This is a genomic window from Pseudomonas mendocina, from assembly GCA_037482215.1.
Taxonomy (GTDB): Bacteria; Pseudomonadota; Gammaproteobacteria; order Pseudomonadales; family Pseudomonadaceae; genus Aquipseudomonas; species Aquipseudomonas mendocina_E.
In genome coordinates, this window is sequence record CP148074.1 from 1,241,954 (window position 1) to 1,263,575 (window position 21,622).

At 52.0% G+C, this 21,622-nt stretch carries 9 protein-coding genes, 4 tRNA genes and 6 rRNA genes; 17 read left to right on the top strand and 2 right to left on the bottom strand.

Translation table 11 applies throughout. The annotated features are described in order from the left end of the window. Positions 1 to 31: 31 nt before the first annotated feature. Positions 32 to 1,594, bottom strand: a complete 1,563-nt coding sequence (locus WG219_05595; GenBank protein ID WXL26946.1) for an AAA family ATPase — start codon at positions 1,592 to 1,594, stop codon at positions 32 to 34. 115 nt (positions 1,595 to 1,709) lie between these two features. On the opposite strand from WG219_05595, the gene mrcB reads away from it, so the two are divergent. From mrcB to WG219_05610, 3 genes are read left to right on the top strand one after another with little or no spacing between them, the layout of a single operon-like run. Then, complete coding sequence (mrcB, locus tag WG219_05600; protein WXL26947.1) at positions 1,710 to 4,025, top strand: penicillin-binding protein 1B; 2,316 nt, start codon at positions 1,710 to 1,712, stop codon at positions 4,023 to 4,025. Between the two features lie 16 nt (positions 4,026 to 4,041). Further along, complete coding sequence (locus WG219_05605) at positions 4,042 to 4,749, top strand: tetratricopeptide repeat protein (GenBank protein WXL26948.1); 708 nt, start codon at positions 4,042 to 4,044, stop codon at positions 4,747 to 4,749. Next, entirely contained in the window at positions 4,749 to 5,081 is a 333-nt protein-coding gene (locus WG219_05610) for a YqcC family protein (protein WXL26949.1), read from the top strand. Before WG219_05605 ends, WG219_05610 begins: the two co-directional genes overlap by 1 nt. A gap of 6 nt (positions 5,082 to 5,087) precedes the next feature. Here the strand turns inward: WG219_05610 and WG219_05615 are convergent, their stop codons facing one another. Then, entirely contained in the window at positions 5,088 to 5,528 is a 441-nt protein-coding gene (locus WG219_05615) for a DUF4124 domain-containing protein (GenBank protein WXL26950.1), read from the bottom strand. Between the two features lie 411 nt (positions 5,529 to 5,939). Here WG219_05615 and WG219_05620 point away from each other — a divergent pair, with 411 nt between their 5' ends. The 14 genes from WG219_05620 to rrf (WG219_05685) all read left to right on the top strand — a co-directional run bounded on the left by WG219_05620 (position 5,940) and on the right by rrf (WG219_05685) (position 21,476). Then, positions 5,940 to 7,670, top strand: coding sequence for an acetolactate synthase 3 large subunit (locus tag WG219_05620; GenBank protein ID WXL26951.1), 1,731 nt, complete (start codon positions 5,940 to 5,942; stop codon positions 7,668 to 7,670). 2 nt (positions 7,671 to 7,672) lie between these two features. Continuing rightward, positions 7,673 to 8,164, top strand: coding sequence for an acetolactate synthase small subunit (gene ilvN, locus WG219_05625; protein WXL26952.1), 492 nt, complete (start codon positions 7,673 to 7,675; stop codon positions 8,162 to 8,164). A 44-nt stretch (positions 8,165 to 8,208) separates the two neighbouring features. Then, a complete protein-coding gene (gene ilvC / locus WG219_05630) occupies positions 8,209 to 9,225 on the top strand; it encodes a ketol-acid reductoisomerase (protein ID WXL26953.1) in 1,017 nt (338 codons plus the stop codon). A 152-nt stretch (positions 9,226 to 9,377) separates the two neighbouring features. Continuing rightward, entirely contained in the window at positions 9,378 to 10,190 is an 813-nt protein-coding gene (gene pssA / locus WG219_05635; GenBank protein ID WXL26954.1) for a CDP-diacylglycerol--serine O-phosphatidyltransferase, read from the top strand. A gap of 627 nt (positions 10,191 to 10,817) precedes the next feature. Continuing rightward, positions 10,818 to 12,352 (top strand): 16S ribosomal RNA (locus tag WG219_05640). Positions 12,353 to 12,417: 65 nt separating this feature from the next. Continuing rightward, positions 12,418 to 12,494 (top strand) — tRNA-Ile (locus WG219_05645). A gap of 30 nt (positions 12,495 to 12,524) precedes the next feature. After that, a tRNA-Ala gene (locus WG219_05650) sits at positions 12,525 to 12,600 on the top strand. 233 nt (positions 12,601 to 12,833) lie between these two features. Next, positions 12,834 to 15,721 (top strand): 23S ribosomal RNA (locus WG219_05655). Between the two features lie 129 nt (positions 15,722 to 15,850). Further along, positions 15,851 to 15,966, top strand: a 5S ribosomal RNA gene (gene rrf, locus WG219_05660). Positions 15,967 to 16,326: 360 nt separating this feature from the next. Beyond that, positions 16,327 to 17,861: ribosomal RNA gene (locus WG219_05665) — 16S ribosomal RNA — on the top strand. Between the two features lie 65 nt (positions 17,862 to 17,926). Then, positions 17,927 to 18,003 (top strand) — tRNA-Ile (locus WG219_05670). Positions 18,004 to 18,033: 30 nt separating this feature from the next. After that, positions 18,034 to 18,109 (top strand) — tRNA-Ala (locus tag WG219_05675). Between the two features lie 233 nt (positions 18,110 to 18,342). After that, positions 18,343 to 21,232, top strand: a 23S ribosomal RNA gene (locus tag WG219_05680). A 128-nt stretch (positions 21,233 to 21,360) separates the two neighbouring features. Next, a 5S ribosomal RNA gene (gene rrf / locus WG219_05685) occupies positions 21,361 to 21,476 on the top strand. Together the 16S, 23S and 5S rRNA genes with 4 tRNA genes alongside form the textbook arrangement of a ribosomal RNA operon. The last annotated feature ends 146 nt before the right edge of the window (positions 21,477 to 21,622 follow it).

Here is a 21,622-nt window from a genome sequence, read left to right on the forward strand (position 1 = left end):
TAGGTAGAAACTGCCTTATTTACCCTGTCCGTTAAATGCCGGGCAAGCGTTGACGAATCTGGGCTACCAGCTCGTCCAGGCTGTTACTTATATGGGTTTGAACGTTTCGGGATTGTGGCCGTTCTTCGTCGGTCAGAGCTTCCTGGCTAGCTTGCTGAGCGTGAACAACCTCCAGGGTGGCATCGGATGGGTCATTGGCTTCGATCTGGCGTTGCTTGATCCATTCGCTGATAACTTCATCAGGGGCTTGGCATTCAATGATCAGGAAGGGCGCACCGGACGCCTCTGCCACTTTGCAAGCATCTTGACGCTGGGCCAGCTTCAGATAGGTTGCATCAATGACTACTGGAAATCCCGCTTGTAATGCTTTCTGTGCAAGTTGATGCAGGCGTGCGTAAGTGTCAGTGGTGGCCTGATCACTATAAATGCCTGCACCGAGCGTGTCTTTCGCGTCGGCGGGCTGTTCACCAAGTAGGCGCTTACGTTCTACATCTGAACGTAGTCGGATAGCGCCTAGCGCTTCTACTAAACGCATTGCGACGTGGCTTTTGCCAACGCCGGATACGCCGTGGGTGATAGCCAGTACGCGGCTTGGAATAGCGCTGTAGCTTTCAGCCAGGTTGGCGTAGTTGCGGTATTGGCGCAGTGTCACGGCTTTCTGAACGGCATCGGTCTGGTGAGCAAGGCTGAACAGGGCAACTTTGGCCCTGACTAGCGCGCGATAAGCTTTATAGAAGTTCAGCAGCTCCAGGGCGTCGTAATCGCCTGTGTGTTCGAGCCAGGCATTGATGAAGCGCCGGGAATGAGCTTTCAGACCACGATCTTCGAGGTCCATAGCAAGGAAGGCTGCATCCAGTGCAACATCAATTAGGCGGAACTCTTCGTTGAACTCGATGCAGTCGAAGAGCACAACTTCGTTGTTGTGCAGGGTTGCATTACCGAGATGAATATCGCCATGACATTCGCGGATCGAGCCATCGCTGACGCGCTTCTTCAGCGCCGGCAGAAGTCGTTCGTAGTTGTCTTCTGTCCAGCTTTCCAATGCATCCAGTTGTTGCAGGTCGGCCGCATCGCTGAGCATAGGACGGATTTGAGCAAAGTTTTGGCGCATCGGCGCCATGATTGCTTCAGGGCTGCACAGTGGGTGATCAGGGGAGACTGCCGGTGTGCTGCTATGGAATTCGGCGATTTGTCGAGCCAGATCATCGATGTGATTTTCATTCAGCTCGCCACGGGCCTGAACGGCACTCAAGAGCTGGCTTTGCGAGAATTGGCGCATTTTTAGCGCGTATTCGATAGCAACGCCGTCGCCGCCAATGATGGGGTTATCAATGCTGCCTGTAATTGGCAGGACCTCCAGGTAGAGGTCCTTGGTCAGGCGCTGGTTGAGGCGTAGCTCTTCTTTGCAGAAGTGCTGCCGTGCATCCAATGAGGTGAAGTCAAGGAAGCCGAAATTCGCCGGTTTCTTGATTTTGTAAACAAAAGGACCGGTGAGAATAACCCAGGAAATATGGGTCTCGATGACTTGGAACTCTTCAACCGGGTGAGGGTAAAGAGCCGGGTTTTGCAATGAGGCGATCAGTGCTTGACTCACGGTCGATCCTTGGCAATTGCTGATAATAGAACGCCATTATGGCCGTTCGACGCTTGTCTGCAAACATTGGCCTATGCCTGCTGGTCTGAGATCAAAGTGCGTATAATGCCGCGCCATGACACGTACTCGATCTTCCCGTCCCAAATCTAAACGTCGCTCAGGCGGCATGCGCCCTTGGCTTGGCTGGTTTTTAAAACTCGGCTTGGTAGGCTTGGTGGTGCTCGCCGTATTTGCGGTTTATCTCGATGCAGTTGTGCAGGAAAAGTTTTCCGGCAAGCGGTGGACTGTCCCTGCAAAGGTGTATGCCCGACCTCTTGAACTCTTTGTAGGTGAGAAGCTCGCCAAGGATGACTTCCTGAAAGAGTTGGATGCCCTAGGCTACCGGCGCGAAGCATCTGTCTCAGGGCCGGGTGGTGTTTCAGTGGCTGGCAACGCCATTGAATTGCACTCCCGTGGTTTTCAGTTCTATGACGGTATGGAGCCGTCTCAACGTGTGCGAGTTCGTTTTTCAGGCGACTATGTGGCGGGGTTAACTAAGGCTAATGGTGAAAACCTAGCGGTAGCCCGCCTAGAGCCGATGTTGATTGGTGGGCTGTATCCGGCTCATCAGGAAGATCGGCTGTTGATTCAGTTGGATCAGGTACCCCCTTATCTAATCGAAACACTGGTGGCTGTCGAAGACCGGGAGTTCTTCAACCACTTTGGTGTTTCACCCAAGGGAATCGCCCGTGCCATGTGGATTAACGCCACAGCAGGGCAGCTTCGTCAGGGTGGTAGTACCCTGACTCAGCAGTTGGTTAAGAACTTCTACCTGACCAATGAGCGTAGCCTCAGTCGCAAAGCCACAGAAGCCATGATGGCGGTGTTGCTTGAGTTGCATTACGACAAGCGAGAAATTCTTGAGGCCTACTTGAATGAGGTGTTCCTCGGTCAGGACGGGCAACGCGCTGTGCATGGCTTCGGTCTGGCCAGCCAATACTTCTTCAGTCAGCCGTTATCCGAGTTGAAGCTGGATCAGGTTGCGCTGCTCGTTGGTATGGTTAAGGGGCCGACTTACTACAATCCGCGGCGTAATCCAGAGCGCGCGCTTGAACGGCGTAACTTGGTGCTCGACCTTCTGGCTGAGCAGGGCGTTGCCAGCGCTGAAGAGGTCAACGCAGCAAAACAAAAACCGCTGGGCATTACACCCCGTGGCAGCATGGCCGACAGCTCGTTCCCAGCCTTTCTTGATTTGGTCAAGCGTCAGCTACGCGAGGACTATCAGGAGCAGGATCTTACAGAAGAAGGCTTGCGCATCTTTACCAGTTTTGACCCCATTATCCAGCTCAAAGCTGAAGCTGCTCTGGCTGATACGCTTAAGCGTTTGGCCGGTCGCAAAGGTGTCGAGCATGTAGAAGCAGGGATGGTGGTAACAAGCCCAGAGAGTGGTGAAATTCAGGCTGTCATTGGTAGCCGTCAACCGCGCTTCGCAGGCTTCAACCGTGCTTTGGATGCTGTACGGCCGATTGGTTCTTTGATTAAACCTGCAATCTATCTCACGGCACTTGAGCGTCCTAGTCGTTACACCTTAACCAGTTTTGTTGAGGATCAGCCGTTTACTATCAAGTCGGGCGGTCAGTCGTGGACGCCACAGAACTACGACCGCAAGGCGCATGGTTCGATCTTTTTGTATAAGGGGCTGGTCAACTCTTACAACCTTTCTACTGCCCGATTGGGGATGGAGTTGGGTGTTCCTGAGGTGCTGAAAACCCTGGGCCGAATGGGGGCGCAACAGGACTGGCCGGCCTATCCGTCTATGTTGTTGGGTGCCGGGGGCATGAGTCCGATTGGTGTGGCTGGCATGTATCAGACACTGGCTAATGGTGGCTTCAATACGCCTCTGCGTGGTATCCGGAGTGTGTTAACGGCGAATGGTGAACCGCTTAAGCGTTATCCGTTTCAGATTCAGCAACGCTTCGATAGTGGTGCAATCTATTTATTACAGAACGCCATGCGTAAAACCATGTCAGAGGGCACTGGGCGATCGGTATACAACCAATTGCCACGATCTGTAGCGTTGGCGGGTAAAACGGGTACCAGTAACGATTCCCGTGACAGTTGGTTTGCTGGCTTTAGTCAGGATTTGCTCGCAGTGGTTTGGCTTGGTCGTGATGACAACGGTCCGACACTGTTGACCGGTGCAACCGGGGCGCTACAAGTCTGGACAGATTTTATGCGTAGGGCAGACCCACTACCGCTGGATATGCCGCTACCTGATAATGTCGTGATGGCGTGGGTAGATGCAAATACCGGGCAAGGCAGTGATCAAAGTTGCCCAAATGCAGTGCAGATGCCTTACATTCGCGGCAGCCAGCCGCCGGCCGGGCCTGGTTGTGGTATTCAGGCGCCTGTGAATGAGGTAATGGATTGGGTTCGCGGCTGGTTGGACTAAATAGAGAGGATGAGCTGTGAGTAAATGGTTGGTTCCAGTAGTGACGGCCTCGTTGGTTCTGGCGGGCTGTAGCAGTGTCCCGCCCGGATCTATTCCTGTGGTGGATGGAAGTACGCCGGTATCGGGCGCTCAGCGCTCCTCTTCAACGGGTTATACCGCCGCTCAGTCGCAAGCTCAGTCTCAGTCGATACCTGAAGATTCTGGTGTGGTTGTCATGGTGCCAGGTGGCACTAGCACTGCTCCGATTCAGACTTTCCCAGCAGCTACCAGTGGTGCGCCGCTGGATGCGGGTTCAACCACTCAGCCGTGGTCTGCCGGTACATCTGCAGCGCCTGCAAGCAATTACAGCGCGCCTGCGCCGACAGGTATCCCTAGTACGGCACTCGCTGTTGACGAACAGCTTGATGGGCCGGTTCTGGCTTTGTTGACCACCGCTCAGCAGTTGCAAGGCAGTGGTGACCTGGATGGCGCTGCCTCGAACCTTGAGCGTGCTCAGCGTATTGCTCCCCGTGAGCCGCAAGTGCTTTATCACTTGGCGGAGGTTCGGCTAGCGCAGGGTGATGCGGCCCAAGCTGAACAGTTTGCTCGACGTGGACTGAGCTACGCCAATGGGCGTCCGGCTTTGCAGGCCAGCCTATGGAATCTTATCGCCCAAGCCCGCGAACGCCAGGGCGATGCTGCAGGGGCGGCTCAGGCACGTGAACAAGCGCGGGTAAGCTCCTAATGGATCAGCGTATACAGCAAATCACGGATCAGTTGCTGCTCATCGAGCGAGAGTTACGCGTACAGGGCTGGTGGAAAGAGGAGTCTCCTGATGAGGAGGCGCTTGCTAGTCCTGAGCCATTCTGTGTTGATCTCATGGATTTTGATCAGTGGCTACAGTGGATTTTCCTGCCTCGCATGAAGTCAATCATTGAGGCGGGAGAGGCTCTGCCATCGGTATCCGGAATCAAGCCTATGGCAGAGCAGGTATTCATTGAGGAGCCGTCACGCGCGGCGGAGCTGATCCGTCTGCTTGGGGAATTTGATCAGATCATTACAGGCGGGGCTGGCTAACACTGCTTATTTGCAGTGCTCGCCAATTGACTTGCGCAGATCGCTAATGCGGGATTGACGCTCATCTTCACTGAGTCGCTTGATCTCGCCGCCCACATCGATTCGTAGGTGGGGATTATTCTCAAGTTGCGCCAGATTCTGTCGGGCATCCTGGCAGTATTGCTTGCGCTCAGCTTCTTTGGCGGCAACCTCAGCTTTGACCTTCTTGTCGATTTCGGCTTGCTGCGGGTCGGCAATCTCGTCGAATGTCGGCGCCGCTTTGGGTTCGAGCGTAGGCTGTTTAGGCTGTGGCACAGACACATTGATGCTAGTTGACGCCTGCCCTTGGGGTGGTTGTGCGCCGAAGTGGGTTACACCTTGTGCATCCACCCATTTGTAAACCTGTCCGGCCATGACACTGGCGCTCAGACTCAGTAGCAGGCTGCTGACAACAATCATGCGACGCATGGTGATTCCTTAATGATGGCTAGGCTGGCTAGGGTTCAGCTAACTATAACGAAAAACATCATTTCGTCATCATGCGCTGAGTCACTTCAGAATAATTCAGATTTCAGCAAGGATTACTTGACTTGAGTGTGTCGAATCCGAACAATTCTATATTCGCTGTAGTGGAGTCCGCCGCAAGCAGGCTTTAGCTCAGTAGACATGAGGTGCTACCCGCGCCGACCTGTTACACCCGCAACGCGTTACCTCGCGCTGGGTGGGAAAGCTCCGCAACACCTAGGAGCATTCCCAATACTTGCTCAGTAGTAGCTGACGTAGTCGGCGACCACCGTCGCTCATGCTTTGCTGGCAGTAAACCTATCTTGGGCCGTCTCTTTGAGTGAGCGGTTTTCTAGCGTTTTAGAGGTGAACAACGTGGAGCTTTTATCTGGCGCTGAAATGGTCGTCCGCTCGTTGCGTGACGAAGGCGTTAAGTACATCTATGGGTATCCAGGTGGTGCCCTTCTGCATATTTACGACGCTCTGTTCAAACAGGATGAAGTAACTCACATCCTGGTGCGTCACGAGCAGGCTGCTACTCACATGGCTGATGGTTATGCCCGTGCAACCGGTAAAGCCGGTGTTGTACTGGTGACATCTGGCCCGGGTGCGACCAATGCCATCACAGGTATTGCCACTGCCTACATGGATTCCATCCCGATGGTTATCATCTCGGGGCAGGTGAATAGCAGCATGGTGGGTACGGATGCATTCCAGGAAACCGACATGGTCGGTATTTCCCGTCCGATCGTGAAGCACAGCTTCATCATCAAGCATCCTTCGGAAATCCCAGAAGTTATCAAAAAGGCGTTCTATATCGCCCAGTCTGGCCGTCCAGGTCCTGTGGTGATTGATATTCCAAAAGATATGGGTGATCCGACTCAAAAGTTCGAGTACTCGTATCCGAAAAAAGTGAAGCTGCGCTCCTACAGCCCAGCCCTGCGTGGCCATTCAGGTCAGATTCGCAAAGCGGCTGAAATGCTGTTGGCGGCTAAACGCCCGATCATCTACTCCGGTGGCGGCGTGATTATGGGTAATGCTTCTGAGCCGCTGACAGAAGTTGCGCGTATGCTCAATGTACCCGTAACCAACACCCTGATGGGCTTGGGTGGGTATCCGGGTACTGACCGTCAGTTCGTTGGTATGTTGGGGATGCACGGTAGCTACACCGCGAACCTGGCCATGCACCATGCTGATGTTATCTTTGCAGTCGGTGCTCGTTTCGATGACCGTGTAATCAATGGCGAGACAGCGGCCAAGTTCTGCCCGAATGCCAAAATCATTCACGTCGACATTGACCCTGCATCCATTTCCAAAACGGTAAAAGCCGACATTCCAATTGTTGGTCCAGTCGACAGCGTGCTGACCGAGATGGTCGCAATTCTTAAAGAAATCGGTGAAACCCCGAATAAAGAAGTGCAGGCTGCCTGGTGGAAGCAAATTGATGAGTGGCGCGGTGATCGCGGACTGTTCCCTTACAACAAGGGCGATGGCAGCATCATCAAGCCACAAACTGTTATCGAAACACTGTGTGAAGTCACCAACGGCGATGCATTCGTTGCCTCTGATGTTGGTCAGCACCAGATGTTTGCTGCTCAGTACTACCGTTTTAACAAGCCAAACCGCTGGATCAACTCGGGCGGTCTAGGCACCATGGGCTTTGGTTTCCCTGCGGCCATGGGGGTTAAAATGAATTTCCCGGATGCTGACGTAGCCTGTGTGACGGGTGAGGGCAGTATCCAGATGAATATTCAGGAGCTGTCGACTTGCCTGCAATACGATCTGCCGGTCAAGATCATCAACCTGAATAATGGTGCGCTGGGCATGGTTCGCCAATGGCAGGACATGCAATACAACAGCCGTTACTCCCACTCCTACATGGAATCCCTGCCTGACTTCGTCAAGTTGGCTGAGGCTTATGGTCATGTCGGTATCCGTATTACGGATCTGAAAGACCTGAAGCCGAAAATGGAAGAGGCATTTTCTCTGAAAAACCGCTTGGTCTTCCTTGATATCCAAGTAGATACCAGTGAGCACGTCTACCCAATGCAGATTCGCGGCGGAACAATGCGTGACATGTGGCTGAGCAAGACGGAGCGTACCTGATCATGCGACACATTATTTCTCTGCTGCTGGAAAACGAACCAGGTGCGTTGTCTCGTGTTGTGGGGTTGTTCTCCCAGCGTAACTACAACATCGAAAGCCTGACCGTGGCACCGACTGAAGACCCGACGCTGTCGCGTCTGACGCTGACCACTGTTGGTCAAGATGAAGTGATTGAGCAGATCACCAAGAACCTCAATAAGTTGATTGAGGTAGTAAAGCTGGTTGATCTGTCGGAAAGCGCTCACGTTGAACGCGAATTGATGTTGGTAAAAGTTAAGGCCACTGGCGCTCAGCGTGCTGAGGTCAAACGCACTACCGACATCTTTCGTGGACAGATCGTTGATGTGACAAGCAGCGTGTACACCATCCAGTTGGCCGGCACTAGCGACAAGCTGGACAGCTTTATCCAGGCCATCGGCACGACGTCGATTCTGGAAACCGTACGCAGTGGCGTAACGGGCATTGCTCGTGGCGATAAAGTACTTAGCATTTAACCAATTAATGTATGGCTGTAAGGCCAGGTAAGCAGGAGTTTTCCATGAAAGTGTATTACGACAAAGACTGTGACCTCTCGATCATCCAGGGCAAAAAAGTCGCCATCATTGGCTACGGCTCTCAAGGTCACGCTCACGCTTGCAACCTGAAAGATTCAGGCGTGGATGTCGTTGTTGGTCTGCGTGCTGGCTCCACTTCTGTTGCCAAGGCTGAAGCTCATGGCCTGAAAGTAAGCGAAGTTAAAGAAGCTGTTGCTTCTGCTGATGTGGTAATGATCCTGACTCCAGACGAGTTCCAGGGCCGTCTGTACCGTGACGAAATCGAGCCTAACCTGAAAAAAGGCGCAACTCTGGCTTTTGCTCACGGTTTCTCGATCCACTACAACCAGGTCGTGCCACGTGCTGATTTGGACGTAATCATGATCGCGCCGAAAGCTCCGGGTCACACCGTTCGTAGCGAGTTCGTAAAAGGCGGCGGTATTCCTGATCTGATCGCTGTTTATCAGGATGCTTCCGGCAACGCTAAAAACGTTGCTCTGTCCTACGCTTCGGGTGTTGGTGGCGGCCGTACTGGTATCATCGAAACCACCTTCAAAGATGAAACTGAAACTGACCTGTTCGGTGAGCAGGCTGTTCTGTGTGGCGGTTGCGTTGAGCTGGTTAAAGCTGGTTTCGAAACGCTGGTCGACGCTGGTTATGCGCCGGAAATGGCTTACTTCGAGTGCTTGCATGAGCTGAAGCTGATCGTTGACCTCATGTTCGAAGGCGGTATCGCCAACATGAACTACTCGATTTCCAATAACGCTGAGTACGGCGAATACGTAACCGGCCCAGAAGTTATCAACGAACAGTCCCGTGCTGCCATGCGTAACGCTCTGAAGCGTATCCAGAACGGTGAGTACGCGAAGATGTTCATCAGCGAAGGTGCTACCAACTATCCTTCCATGACTGCCTATCGCCGCAACAATGCTGCTCATGGCATTGAAGTTGTGGGTGAGAAACTGCGTGCGATGATGCCTTGGATTGCGGCAAACAAAATCGTAGACAAAACCAAAAACTAATTTTTGGTGCAGTAGAAAAACGCGGCCTAGGCCGCGTTTTTTCATGGTGCGACGTTGCTTCTGGTATAAAGGGCAATACTGTTACGGGCACTGTGATGCGGATGTGTTGTCAGTGCCTGTGGATTTTTAAAATTAGCTGCAAGGTGTAGTTCATGAACGAACGTCCTGATGAGTCGCAGTCTGGTGCCGATGCAGACAGTCTGCTGCCTGTTGATGAGCATATTGAAGAAGGCCATGACGCCGAGGGCCGCAAGGTCCGCCATCGTGGAATCTATTTACTGCCTAACCTGTTTACCACTGCCAACCTCTTTGCCGGTTTTTACGCAATCGTCAACGCCATGAACGGCAACTTCTATGTTGCGGCGGCCGCAGTGTTCGTCGCGATGGTGCTTGATGGTATCGATGGGCGTGTTGCGCGCCTGACCAACACCCAAAGTGCCTTCGGTGCCGAGTATGACTCGCTGTCCGATATGGTGGCGTTTGGTGTCGCTCCGGCATTGCTGGCGTTCGAGTGGGCGCTTGGAAGTTTGGGTAAGGTTGGCTGGATGGTCGCTTTCATCTATGTAGCGGGAGCGGCATTGAGGCTGGCTCGTTTCAATACTCAGATCGGCAGTACTGACAAGCGCTACTTTATTGGTTTGGCCAGTCCGGCTGCTGCGGGAGTTGTTGCGGGTACTGTCTGGGCGTTCAGTGATTTCGGTATCAAGGGCTCCAATATGGCTTTCGTTGTAGCTGTCTTGGTGGCTGCTGCCGGGATGCTCATGGTCAGCAATATTAAGTACAACAGCTTTAAGGATCTGGATCTGAAAGGGCGCGTGCCTTTTGTGGCTATCCTTGTTGTAGTGCTGCTGTTTGCCGTAGTGTTCAGTGATCCGCCACGAATTCTGTTGATCATCTTCTTGGTGTACGCGGTTTCGGGGCCGGTACAATATCTTCTGCGTTTGCGTCGGCACAAAGCGGCCTGATTGTTATTGAGCAGAACTAAAAAGGCCGCTGGAGCGTAAGCTCCAGCGGCCTTTTGCTTTTGAGGTTGAGGGAATTTACGGGTGGTCTCAATTAGTGGTTGACCTTACTGTTTGGCTCTCTATAATGCGCCCCTTCTTCGGCGCTAGCCCTTGATTAAATTTCTTATAAATCAATAAGTTATTAAAATTAAGAGGTTGCAATTCAGCAAAAGCTGAGTAGAATGTGCCGGGCTGGCAGGGTGGTGGTTTGATCCTGTTGGTGGTTTCGGTCAGGTAGATCGAAAGCGGTGAGAAAGGCAGGTTGACAGGGTTTTTAAACGCTGTAGAATTCGCCTCCCGCTGACGAGATGCTGAATGGCGATCGAAAGCGCAAGTGGTTGAAGTTGAAAAGAAATTTTCACAAATCGCTTGACAGAGAAAGAGGCTGCTGTAGAATGCGCGCCTCGGTTGAGACGAAAGACTTAACCAACCGTTCTTTAACAACTGAATCAAGCAATTCGTGTGGGTGCTTGTGAGTTAAGACTGATAGTCAAAAGATTATCAGCATCACAAGTAACACTCGTGAATTCGAGAGTTTTTGCGATTGCTGAGCCAGGTTTAGGGTTTTCTCAAAACCCAAGCAGTATTGAACTGAAGAGTTTGATCATGGCTCAGATTGAACGCTGGCGGCAGGCCTAACACATGCAAGTCGAGCGGATGAAGGGAGCTTGCTCCTGGATTTAGCGGCGGACGGGTGAGTAATGCCTAGGAATCTGCCTGGTGGTGGGGGATAACGTTCCGAAAGGAACGCTAATACCGCATACGTCCTACGGGAGAAAGCGGGGACCTTCGGGCCTCGCGCCATTAGATGAGCCTAGGTCGGATTAGCTAGTTGGTGAGGTAATGGCTCACCAAGGCTACGATCCGTAACTGGTCTGAGAGGATGATCAGTCACACTGGAACTGAGACACGGTCCAGACTCCTACGGGAGGCAGCAGTGGGGAATATTGGACAATGGGCGAAAGCCTGATCCAGCCATGCCGCGTGTGTGAAGAAGGTCTTCGGATTGTAAAGCACTTTAAGTTGGGAGGAAGGGCAGTAAATTAATACTTTGCTGTTTTGACGTTACCGACAGAATAAGCACCGGCTAACTTCGTGCCAGCAGCCGCGGTAATACGAAGGGTGCAAGCGTTAATCGGAATTACTGGGCGTAAAGCGCGCGTAGGTGGTTCGGTAAGATGGAAGTGAAAGCCCCGGGCTCAACCTGGGAACTGCTTTCATAACTGCCGAGCTAGAGTACGGTAGAGGGTAGTGGAATTTCCTGTGTAGCGGTGAAATGCGTAGATATAGGAAGGAACACCAGTGGCGAAGGCGGCTACCTGGACTGATACTGACACTGAGGTGCGAAAGCGTGGGGAGCAAACAGGATTAGATACCCTGGTAGTCCACGCCGTAAACGATGTCAACTAGCCGTTGGAATCCTTGAGATTTTAGTGGCGCAGCTAACGCATTAAGTTGACCGCCTGGGGAGTACGGCCGCAAGGTTAAAACTCAAATGAATTGACGGGGGCCCGCACAAGCGGTGGAGCATGTGGTTTAATTCGAAGCAACGCGAAGAACCTTACCTGGCCTTGACATGCTGAGAACTTTCTAGAGATAGATTGGTGCCTTCGGGAACTCAGACACAGGTGCTGCATGGCTGTCGTCAGCTCGTGTCGTGAGATGTTGGGTTAAGTCCCGTAACGAGCGCAACCCTTGTCCTTAGTTACCAGCACCTCGGGTGGGAACTCTAAGGAGACTGCCGGTGACAAACCGGAGGAAGGTGGGGATGACGTCAAGTCATCATGGCCCTTACGGCCAGGGCTACACACGTGCTACAATGGTCGGTACAAAGGGTTGCCAAGCCGCGAGGTGGAGCTAATCCCATAAAACCGATCGTAGTCCGGATCGCAGTCTGCAACTCGACTGCGTGAAGTCGGAATCGCTAGTAATCGTGAATCAGAATGTCACGGTGAATACGTTCCCGGGCCTTGTACACACCGCCCGTCACACCATGGGAGTGGGTTGCACCAGAAGTAGCTAGTCTAACCTTCGGGAGGACGGTTACCACGGTGTGATTCATGACTGGGGTGAAGTCGTAACAAGGTAGCCGTAGGGGAACCTGCGGCTGGATCACCTCCTTAATCGACGACATCAGCTTTCTCATAAGCTCCCACACGAATTGCTTGATTCATTGCAGAAGACGATTGGGTCTGTAGCTCAGTTGGTTAGAGCGCACCCCTGATAAGGGTGAGGTCGGCAGTTCGAATCTGCCCAGACCCACCAATGTTCATGGGGCGCAGGCTTCAAGACATTGGGGCCATAGCTCAGCTGGGAGAGCGCCTGCCTTGCACGCAGGAGGTCAGCGGTTCGATCCCGCTTGGCTCCACCACTCTCTACTAGAGTTCAGAAATGAACATTTATGCTTAGCATGAAATGTTGATTTCTGGTCTTTGGCTAGAAGAATCGTTCTTTAAAAATTTGGGTATGTGATAGAAGTGACTGACTAATTACTTTCACTGGTGATTAGTTTGGTCAAGGCAAAATTTGTAGTTCTCAATTGCAAATTTTCGGCGAATGTCGTCTTCACGTTTGAGACAGTAACCAGATTGCTTGGGGTTATATGGTCAAGTGAAGAAGCGCATACGGTGGATGCCTTGGCAGTCAGAGGCGATGAAAGACGTTGTAGCCTGCGATAAGCTCCGGGGAGTCGGCAAACAGACTTTGATCCGGAGATCTCTGAATGGGGAACCCACTCAGCATAAGCTGAGTATCTTGCACTGAATACATAGGTGTAAGAGGCGAACCAGGGGAACTGAAACATCTAAGTACCCTGAGGAAAAGAAATCAACCGAGATTCCCTTAGTAGTGGCGAGCGAACGGGGACTAGCCCTTAAGTTGATTTGAGATTAGTAGAAGGCTCTGGAAAGTGCCGCCATAGTGGGTGATAGCCCCGTATACGAAAATCTCTTATCAATGAAATCGAGTAGGACGGAGCACGAGAAACTTTGTCTGAATATGGGGGGACCATCCTCCAAGGCTAAATACTACTGACTGACCGATAGTGAACCAGTACCGTGAGGGAAAGGCGAAAAGAACCCCGGAGAGGGAGTGAAATAGAACCTGAAACCGTATGCGTACAAGCAGTGGGAGCCTACTTTGTTAGGTGACTGCGTACCTTTTGTATAATGGGTCAGCGACTTATATTCAGTGGCAAGCTTAACCGAATAGGGGAGGCGTAGCGAAAGCGAGTCTTAATAGGGCGTTTAGTCGCTGGGTATAGACCCGAAACCGGGCGATCTATCCATGGGCAGGTTGAAGGTTAGGTAACACTGACTGGAGGACCGAACCGACTACCGTTGAAAAGTTAGCGGATGACCTGTGGATCGGAGTGAAAGGCTAATCAAGCTCGGAGATAGCTGGTTCTCCTCGAAAGCTATTTAGGTAGCGCCTCGTGTATCACTGCTGGGGGTAGAGCACTGTTTCGGCTAGGGGTCATCCCGACTTACCAAACCGATGCAAACTCCGAATACCAGCAAGTGTCAGCACGGGAGACACACGGCGGGTGCTAACGTCCGTCGTGAAAAGGGAAACAACCCAGACCGTCAGCTAAGGTCCCAAAGTTATGGTTAAGTGGGAAACGATGTGGGAAGGCTTAGACAGCTAGGAGGTTGGCTTAGAAGCAGCCATCCTTTAAAGAAAGCGTAATAGCTCACTAGTCGAGTCGGCCTGCGCGGAAGATGTAACGGGGCTCAAACCATACACCGAAGCTACGGGTTCAACGTAAGTTGAGCGGTAGAGGAGCGTTCTGTAAGCCTGTGAAGGTGAGTTGAGAAGCTTGCTGGAGGTATCAGAAGTGCGAATGCTGACATGAGTAACGACAATGCGAGTGAAAAACTCGCACGCCGAAAGACCAAGGTTTCCTGCGCAACGTTAATCGACGCAGGGTGAGTCGGCCCCTAAGGCGAGGCAGAAATGCGTAGTCGATGGGAAACGGGTTAATATTCCCGTACTTCTAATTACTGCGATGGAGGGACGGAGAAGGCTAGGCCAGCACGGCGTTGGTTGTCCGTGTTTAAGGTTGTAGGCTGAATGCTTAGGTAAATCCGGGCGTTCAAGGCCGAGAACTGATGACGAGTTATCTTTTAGATGACGAAGTGGTTGATGCCATGCTTCCAGGAAAAGCTTCTAAGCTTCAGGTAATTAGGAACCGTACCCCAAACCGACACAGGTGGTTAGGTAGAGAATACCAAGGCGCTTGAGAGAACTCGGGTGAAGGAACTAGGCAAAATGGCACCGTAACTTCGGGAGAAGGTGCGCCGGTGAGGGTGAAGTATTTACTACGTAAGCCCACGCCGGTCGAAGATACCAGGCCGCTGCGACTGTTTATTAAAAACACAGCACTCTGCAAACACGAAAGTGGACGTATAGGGTGTGACGCCTGCCCGGTGCCGGAAGGTTAATTGATGGGGTTAGCGCAAGCGAAGCTCTTGATCGAAGCCCCGGTAAACGGCGGCCGTAACTATAACGGTCCTAAGGTAGCGAAATTCCTTGTCGGGTAAGTTCCGACCTGCACGAATGGCGTAACGATGGCGGCGCTGTCTCCACCCGAGACTCAGTGAAATTGAAATCGCTGTGAAGATGCAGTGTATCCGCGGCTAGACGGAAAGACCCCGTGAACCTTTACTATAGCTTTGCACTGGACTTTGAGTTTACTTGTGTAGGATAGGTGGGAGGCTTTGAAGCGTGGACGCCAGTTCGCGTGGAGCCATCCTTGAAATACCACCCTGGTAACCTTGAGGTTCTAACTCTGGTCCGTCATCCGGATCGAGGACAGTGTATGGTGGGTAGTTTGACTGGGGCGGTCTCCTCCCAAAGAGTAACGGAGGAGTACGAAGGTGCGCTCAGACCGGTCGGAAATCGGTCGTAGAGTATAAAGGCAAAAGCGCGCTTGACTGCGAGACAGACACGTCGAGCAGGTACGAAAGTAGGTCTTAGTGATCCGGTGGTTCTGTATGGAAGGGCCATCGCTCAACGGATAAAAGGTACTCCGGGGATAACAGGCTGATACCGCCCAAGAGTTCATATCGACGGCGGTGTTTGGCACCTCGATGTCGGCTCATCACATCCTGGGGCTGAAGCCGGTCCCAAGGGTATGGCTGTTCGCCATTTAAAGTGGTACGCGAGCTGGGTTTAGAACGTCGTGAGACAGTTCGGTCCCTATCTGCCGTGGACGTTTGAGATTTGAGAGGGGCTGCTCCTAGTACGAGAGGACCGGAGTGGACGAACCTCTGGTGTTCCGGTTGTCACGCCAGTGGCATTGCCGGGTAGCTATGTTCGGAAGAGATAACCGCTGAAAGCATCTAAGCGGGAAACTTGCCTCAAGATGAGATCTCACTGGAGCCTTGAGCTCCCTAAAGGGCCGTCGAAGACTACGACGTTGATAGGCTGGGTGTGTAAGCGTTGTGAGGCGTTGAGCTAACCAGTACTAATTGCCCGTGAGGCTTGACCATATAACACCCAAACAATTTGTGGTGTCAGACGGTTGAAGTCGACAACAATCCGAAAATTTGCAGAAACTACAAAGCAATCACATACCCAATTCGGGATAGCGCCTTAACCGCGATATCCCAGCTGAATCGCTTGACGACCATAGAGCATTGGAACCACCTGATCCCATCCCGAACTCAGAAGTGAAACGATGCATCGCCGATGGTAGTGTGGAGTTTCTCCATGTGAGAGTAGGTCATCGTCAAGCACCTATACCGAAACCCCCGATCAGGCAACTGATCGGGGTTTCCTATTTGTACAAGCACCATGTTTTGCTAAAGGCAAAACCTAGTGGTTGAGCGTCACTTGTAAGTCATTGAGTAGAAAGAAAAATTCTTCGAAAAATAGCTTGACGCGAAATGAGGCTGCTGTAGAATGCGCGCCTCGGTTGAGACGAAAGACTTAACCAACCGTTCTTTAACAACTGAATCAAGCAATTCTTGTGGGTGCTTGTGAGTTAAGACTGTTAGTCAAATGATTATCAGCATCACAAGTAACACTCGTGAATTCGAGAGTTTTTGCGATTGCTGAGCCAAGTTTAGGGTTTTCTCAAAACCCAAGCAGTATTGAACTGAAGAGTTTGATCATGGCTCAGATTGAACGCTGGCGGCAGGCCTAACACATGCAAGTCGAGCGGATGAAGGGAGCTTGCTCCTGGATTTAGCGGCGGACGGGTGAGTAATGCCTAGGAATCTGCCTGGTGGTGGGGGATAACGTTCCGAAAGGAACGCTAATACCGCATACGTCCTACGGGAGAAAGCGGGGACCTTCGGGCCTCGCGCCATTAGATGAGCCTAGGTCGGATTAGCTAGTTGGTGAGGTAATGGCTCACCAAGGCTACGATCCGTAACTGGTCTGAGAGGATGATCAGTCACACTGGAACTGAGACACGGTCCAGACTCCTACGGGAGGCAGCAGTGGGGAATATTGGACAATGGGCGAAAGCCTGATCCAGCCATGCCGCGTGTGTGAAGAAGGTCTTCGGATTGTAAAGCACTTTAAGTTGGGAGGAAGGGCAGTAAATTAATACTTTGCTGTTTTGACGTTACCGACAGAATAAGCACCGGCTAACTTCGTGCCAGCAGCCGCGGTAATACGAAGGGTGCAAGCGTTAATCGGAATTACTGGGCGTAAAGCGCGCGTAGGTGGTTCGGTAAGATGGAAGTGAAAGCCCCGGGCTCAACCTGGGAACTGCTTTCATAACTGCCGAGCTAGAGTACGGTAGAGGGTAGTGGAATTTCCTGTGTAGCGGTGAAATGCGTAGATATAGGAAGGAACACCAGTGGCGAAGGCGACTACCTGGACTGATACTGACACTGAGGTGCGAAAGCGTGGGGAGCAAACAGGATTAGATACCCTGGTAGTCCACGCCGTAAACGATGTCAACTAGCCGTTGGAATCCTTGAGATTTTAGTGGCGCAGCTAACGCATTAAGTTGACCGCCTGGGGAGTACGGCCGCAAGGTTAAAACTCAAATGAATTGACGGGGGCCCGCACAAGCGGTGGAGCATGTGGTTTAATTCGAAGCAACGCGAAGAACCTTACCTGGCCTTGACATGCTGAGAACTTTCTAGAGATAGATTGGTGCCTTCGGGAACTCAGACACAGGTGCTGCATGGCTGTCGTCAGCTCGTGTCGTGAGATGTTGGGTTAAGTCCCGTAACGAGCGCAACCCTTGTCCTTAGTTACCAGCACCTCGGGTGGGAACTCTAAGGAGACTGCCGGTGACAAACCGGAGGAAGGTGGGGATGACGTCAAGTCATCATGGCCCTTACGGCCAGGGCTACACACGTGCTACAATGGTCGGTACAAAGGGTTGCCAAGCCGCGAGGTGGAGCTAATCCCATAAAACCGATCGTAGTCCGGATCGCAGTCTGCAACTCGACTGCGTGAAGTCGGAATCGCTAGTAATCGTGAATCAGAATGTCACGGTGAATACGTTCCCGGGCCTTGTACACACCGCCCGTCACACCATGGGAGTGGGTTGCACCAGAAGTAGCTAGTCTAACCTTCGGGAGGACGGTTACCACGGTGTGATTCATGACTGGGGTGAAGTCGTAACAAGGTAGCCGTAGGGGAACCTGCGGCTGGATCACCTCCTTAATCGACGACATCAGCTTTCTCATAAGCTCCCACACGAATTGCTTGATTCATTGCAGAAGACGATTGGGTCTGTAGCTCAGTTGGTTAGAGCGCACCCCTGATAAGGGTGAGGTCGGCAGTTCGAATCTGCCCAGACCCACCAATGTTCATGGGGCGCAGGCTTCAAGACATTGGGGCCATAGCTCAGCTGGGAGAGCGCCTGCCTTGCACGCAGGAGGTCAGCGGTTCGATCCCGCTTGGCTCCACCACTCTCTACTAGAGTTCAGAAATGAACATTTATGCTTAGCATGAAATGTTGATTTCTGGTCTTTGGCTAGAAGAATCGTTCTTTAAAAATTTGGGTATGTGATAGAAGTGACTGACTAATTACTTTCACTGGTGATTAGTTTGGTCAAGGCAAAATTTGTAGTTCTCAATTGCAAATTTTCGGCGAATGTCGTCTTCACGTTTGAGACAGTAACCAGATTGCTTGGGGTTATATGGTCAAGTGAAGAAGCGCATACGGTGGATGCCTTGGCAGTCAGAGGCGATGAAAGACGTTGTAGCCTGCGATAAGCTCCGGGGAGTCGGCAAACAGACTTTGATCCGGAGATCTCTGAATGGGGGAACCCACTCAGCATAAGCTGAGTATCTTGCACTGAATACATAGGTGTAAGAGGCGAACCAGGGGAACTGAAACATCTAAGTACCCTGAGGAAAAGAAATCAACCGAGATTCCCTTAGTAGTGGCGAGCGAACGGGGACTAGCCCTTAAGTTGATTTGAGATTAGTAGAAGGCTCTGGAAAGTGCCGCCATAGTGGGTGATAGCCCCGTATACGAAAATCTCTTATCAATGAAATCGAGTAGGACGGAGCACGAGAAACTTTGTCTGAATATGGGGGGACCATCCTCCAAGGCTAAATACTACTGACTGACCGATAGTGAACCAGTACCGTGAGGGAAAGGCGAAAAGAACCCCGGAGAGGGGAGTGAAATAGAACCTGAAACCGTATGCGTACAAGCAGTGGGAGCCTACTTTGTTAGGTGACTGCGTACCTTTTGTATAATGGGTCAGCGACTTATATTCAGTGGCAAGCTTAACCGAATAGGGGAGGCGTAGCGAAAGCGAGTCTTAATAGGGCGTTTAGTCGCTGGGTATAGACCCGAAACCGGGCGATCTATCCATGGGCAGGTTGAAGGTTAGGTAACACTGACTGGAGGACCGAACCGACTACCGTTGAAAAGTTAGCGGATGACCTGTGGATCGGAGTGAAAGGCTAATCAAGCTCGGAGATAGCTGGTTCTCCTCGAAAGCTATTTAGGTAGCGCCTCGTGTATCACTGCTGGGGGTAGAGCACTGTTTCGGCTAGGGGTCATCCCGACTTACCAAACCGATGCAAACTCCGAATACCAGCAAGTGTCAGCACGGGAGACACACGGCGGGTGCTAACGTCCGTCGTGAAAAGGGAAACAACCCAGACCGTCAGCTAAGGTCCCAAAGTTATGGTTAAGTGGGAAACGATGTGGGAAGGCTTAGACAGCTAGGAGGTTGGCTTAGAAGCAGCCATCCTTTAAAGAAAGCGTAATAGCTCACTAGTCGAGTCGGCCTGCGCGGAAGATGTAACGGGGCTCAAACCATACACCGAAGCTACGGGTTCAACGTAAGTTGAGCGGTAGAGGAGCGTTCTGTAAGCCTGTGAAGGTGAGTTGAGAAGCTTGCTGGAGGTATCAGAAGTGCGAATGCTGACATGAGTAACGACAATGCGAGTGAAAAACTCGCACGCCGAAAGACCAAGGTTTCCTGCGCAACGTTAATCGACGCAGGGTGAGTCGGCCCCTAAGGCGAGGCAGAAATGCGTAGTCGATGGGAAACGGGTTAATATTCCCGTACTTCTAATTACTGCGATGGAGGGACGGAGAAGGCTAGGCCAGCACGGCGTTGGTTGTCCGTGTTTAAGGTTGTAGGCTGAATGCTTAGGTAAATCCGGGCGTTCAAGGCCGAGAACTGATGACGAGTTATCTTTTAGATGACGAAGTGGTTGATGCCATGCTTCCAGGAAAAGCTTCTAAGCTTCAGGTAATTAGGAACCGTACCCCAAACCGACACAGGTGGTTAGGTAGAGAATACCAAGGCGCTTGAGAGAACTCGGGTGAAGGAACTAGGCAAAATGGCACCGTAACTTCGGGAGAAGGTGCGCCGGTGAGGGTGAAGTATTTACTACGTAAGCCCACGCCGGTCGAAGATACCAGGCCGCTGCGACTGTTTATTAAAAACACAGCACTCTGCAAACACGAAAGTGGACGTATAGGGTGTGACGCCTGCCCGGTGCCGGAAGGTTAATTGATGGGGTTAGCGCAAGCGAAGCTCTTGATCGAAGCCCCGGTAAACGGCGGCCGTAACTATAACGGTCCTAAGGTAGCGAAATTCCTTGTCGGGTAAGTTCCGACCTGCACGAATGGCGTAACGATGGCGGCGCTGTCTCCACCCGAGACTCAGTGAAATTGAAATCGCTGTGAAGATGCAGTGTATCCGCGGCTAGACGGAAAGACCCCGTGAACCTTTACTATAGCTTTGCACTGGACTTTGAGTTTACTTGTGTAGGATAGGTGGGAGGCTTTGAAGCGTGGACGCCAGTTCGCGTGGAGCCATCCTTGAAATACCACCCTGGTAACCTTGAGGTTCTAACTCTGGTCCGTCATCCGGATCGAGGACAGTGTATGGTGGGTAGTTTGACTGGGGCGGTCTCCTCCCAAAGAGTAACGGAGGAGTACGAAGGTGCGCTCAGACCGGTCGGAAATCGGTCGTAGAGTATAAAGGCAAAAGCGCGCTTGACTGCGAGACAGACACGTCGAGCAGGTACGAAAGTAGGTCTTAGTGATCCGGTGGTTCTGTATGGAAGGGCCATCGCTCAACGGATAAAAGGTACTCCGGGGATAACAGGCTGATACCGCCCAAGAGTTCATATCGACGGCGGTGTTTGGCACCTCGATGTCGGCTCATCACATCCTGGGGCTGAAGCCGGTCCCAAGGGTATGGCTGTTCGCCATTTAAAGTGGTACGCGAGCTGGGTTTAGAACGTCGTGAGACAGTTCGGTCCCTATCTGCCGTGGACGTTTGAGATTTGAGAGGGGCTGCTCCTAGTACGAGAGGACCGGAGTGGACGAACCTCTGGTGTTCCGGTTGTCACGCCAGTGGCATTGCCGGGTAGCTATGTTCGGAAGAGATAACCGCTGAAAGCATCTAAGCGGGAAACTTGCCTCAAGATGAGATCTCACTGGAGCCTTGAGCTCCCTAAAGGGCCGTCGAAGACTACGACGTTGATAGGCTGGGTGTGTAAGCGTTGTGAGGCGTTGAGCTAACCAGTACTAATTGCCCGTGAGGCTTGACCATATAACACCCAAACAATTTGTGGTGTCAGACGGTTGAAGTCGACAACAATCCGAAAATTTGCAGCAACTGCAAAGCAATCACATACCCAATTCGGGATAGCGCTTAACTGCGGTATCCCAGCTGAATCGCTTGACGACCATAGAGCATTGGAACCACCTGATCCCATCCCGAACTCAGAAGTGAAACGATGCATCGCCGATGGTAGTGTGGAGTTTCTCCATGTGAGAGTAGGTCATCGTCAAGCACCTATACCGAAACCCCCGATCAGGTAACTGATCGGGGGTTTTACTTTGTCTGCGAATAAACGCCAACATCTGAAAAAGCTTTTCTGTTCTTCGCAATGACGAGTTCGATGTAATACGTAATAGAGTCGTGCGTTCTAGCATGATC

Excerpts from the sequence above, each read along its gene's own strand:
- mrcB (WXL26947.1), top strand. The coding sequence starts at position 1,710 with ATGACACGTACTCGATCTTCCCGTCCCAAATCTAAACGTCGCTCAGGC.
- WG219_05610 (WXL26949.1), top strand. The coding sequence starts at position 4,749 with ATGGATCAGCGTATACAGCAAATCACGGATCAGTTGCTGCTCATCGAG.
- WG219_05615 (WXL26950.1), bottom strand. The coding sequence starts at position 5,528 with ATGCGTCGCATGATTGTTGTCAGCAGCCTGCTACTGAGTCTGAGCGCC.
- ilvN (WXL26952.1), top strand. The coding sequence starts at position 7,673 with ATGCGACACATTATTTCTCTGCTGCTGGAAAACGAACCAGGTGCGTTG.
- ilvC (WXL26953.1), top strand. The coding sequence starts at position 8,209 with ATGAAAGTGTATTACGACAAAGACTGTGACCTCTCGATCATCCAGGGC.
- pssA (WXL26954.1), top strand. The coding sequence starts at position 9,378 with ATGAACGAACGTCCTGATGAGTCGCAGTCTGGTGCCGATGCAGACAGT.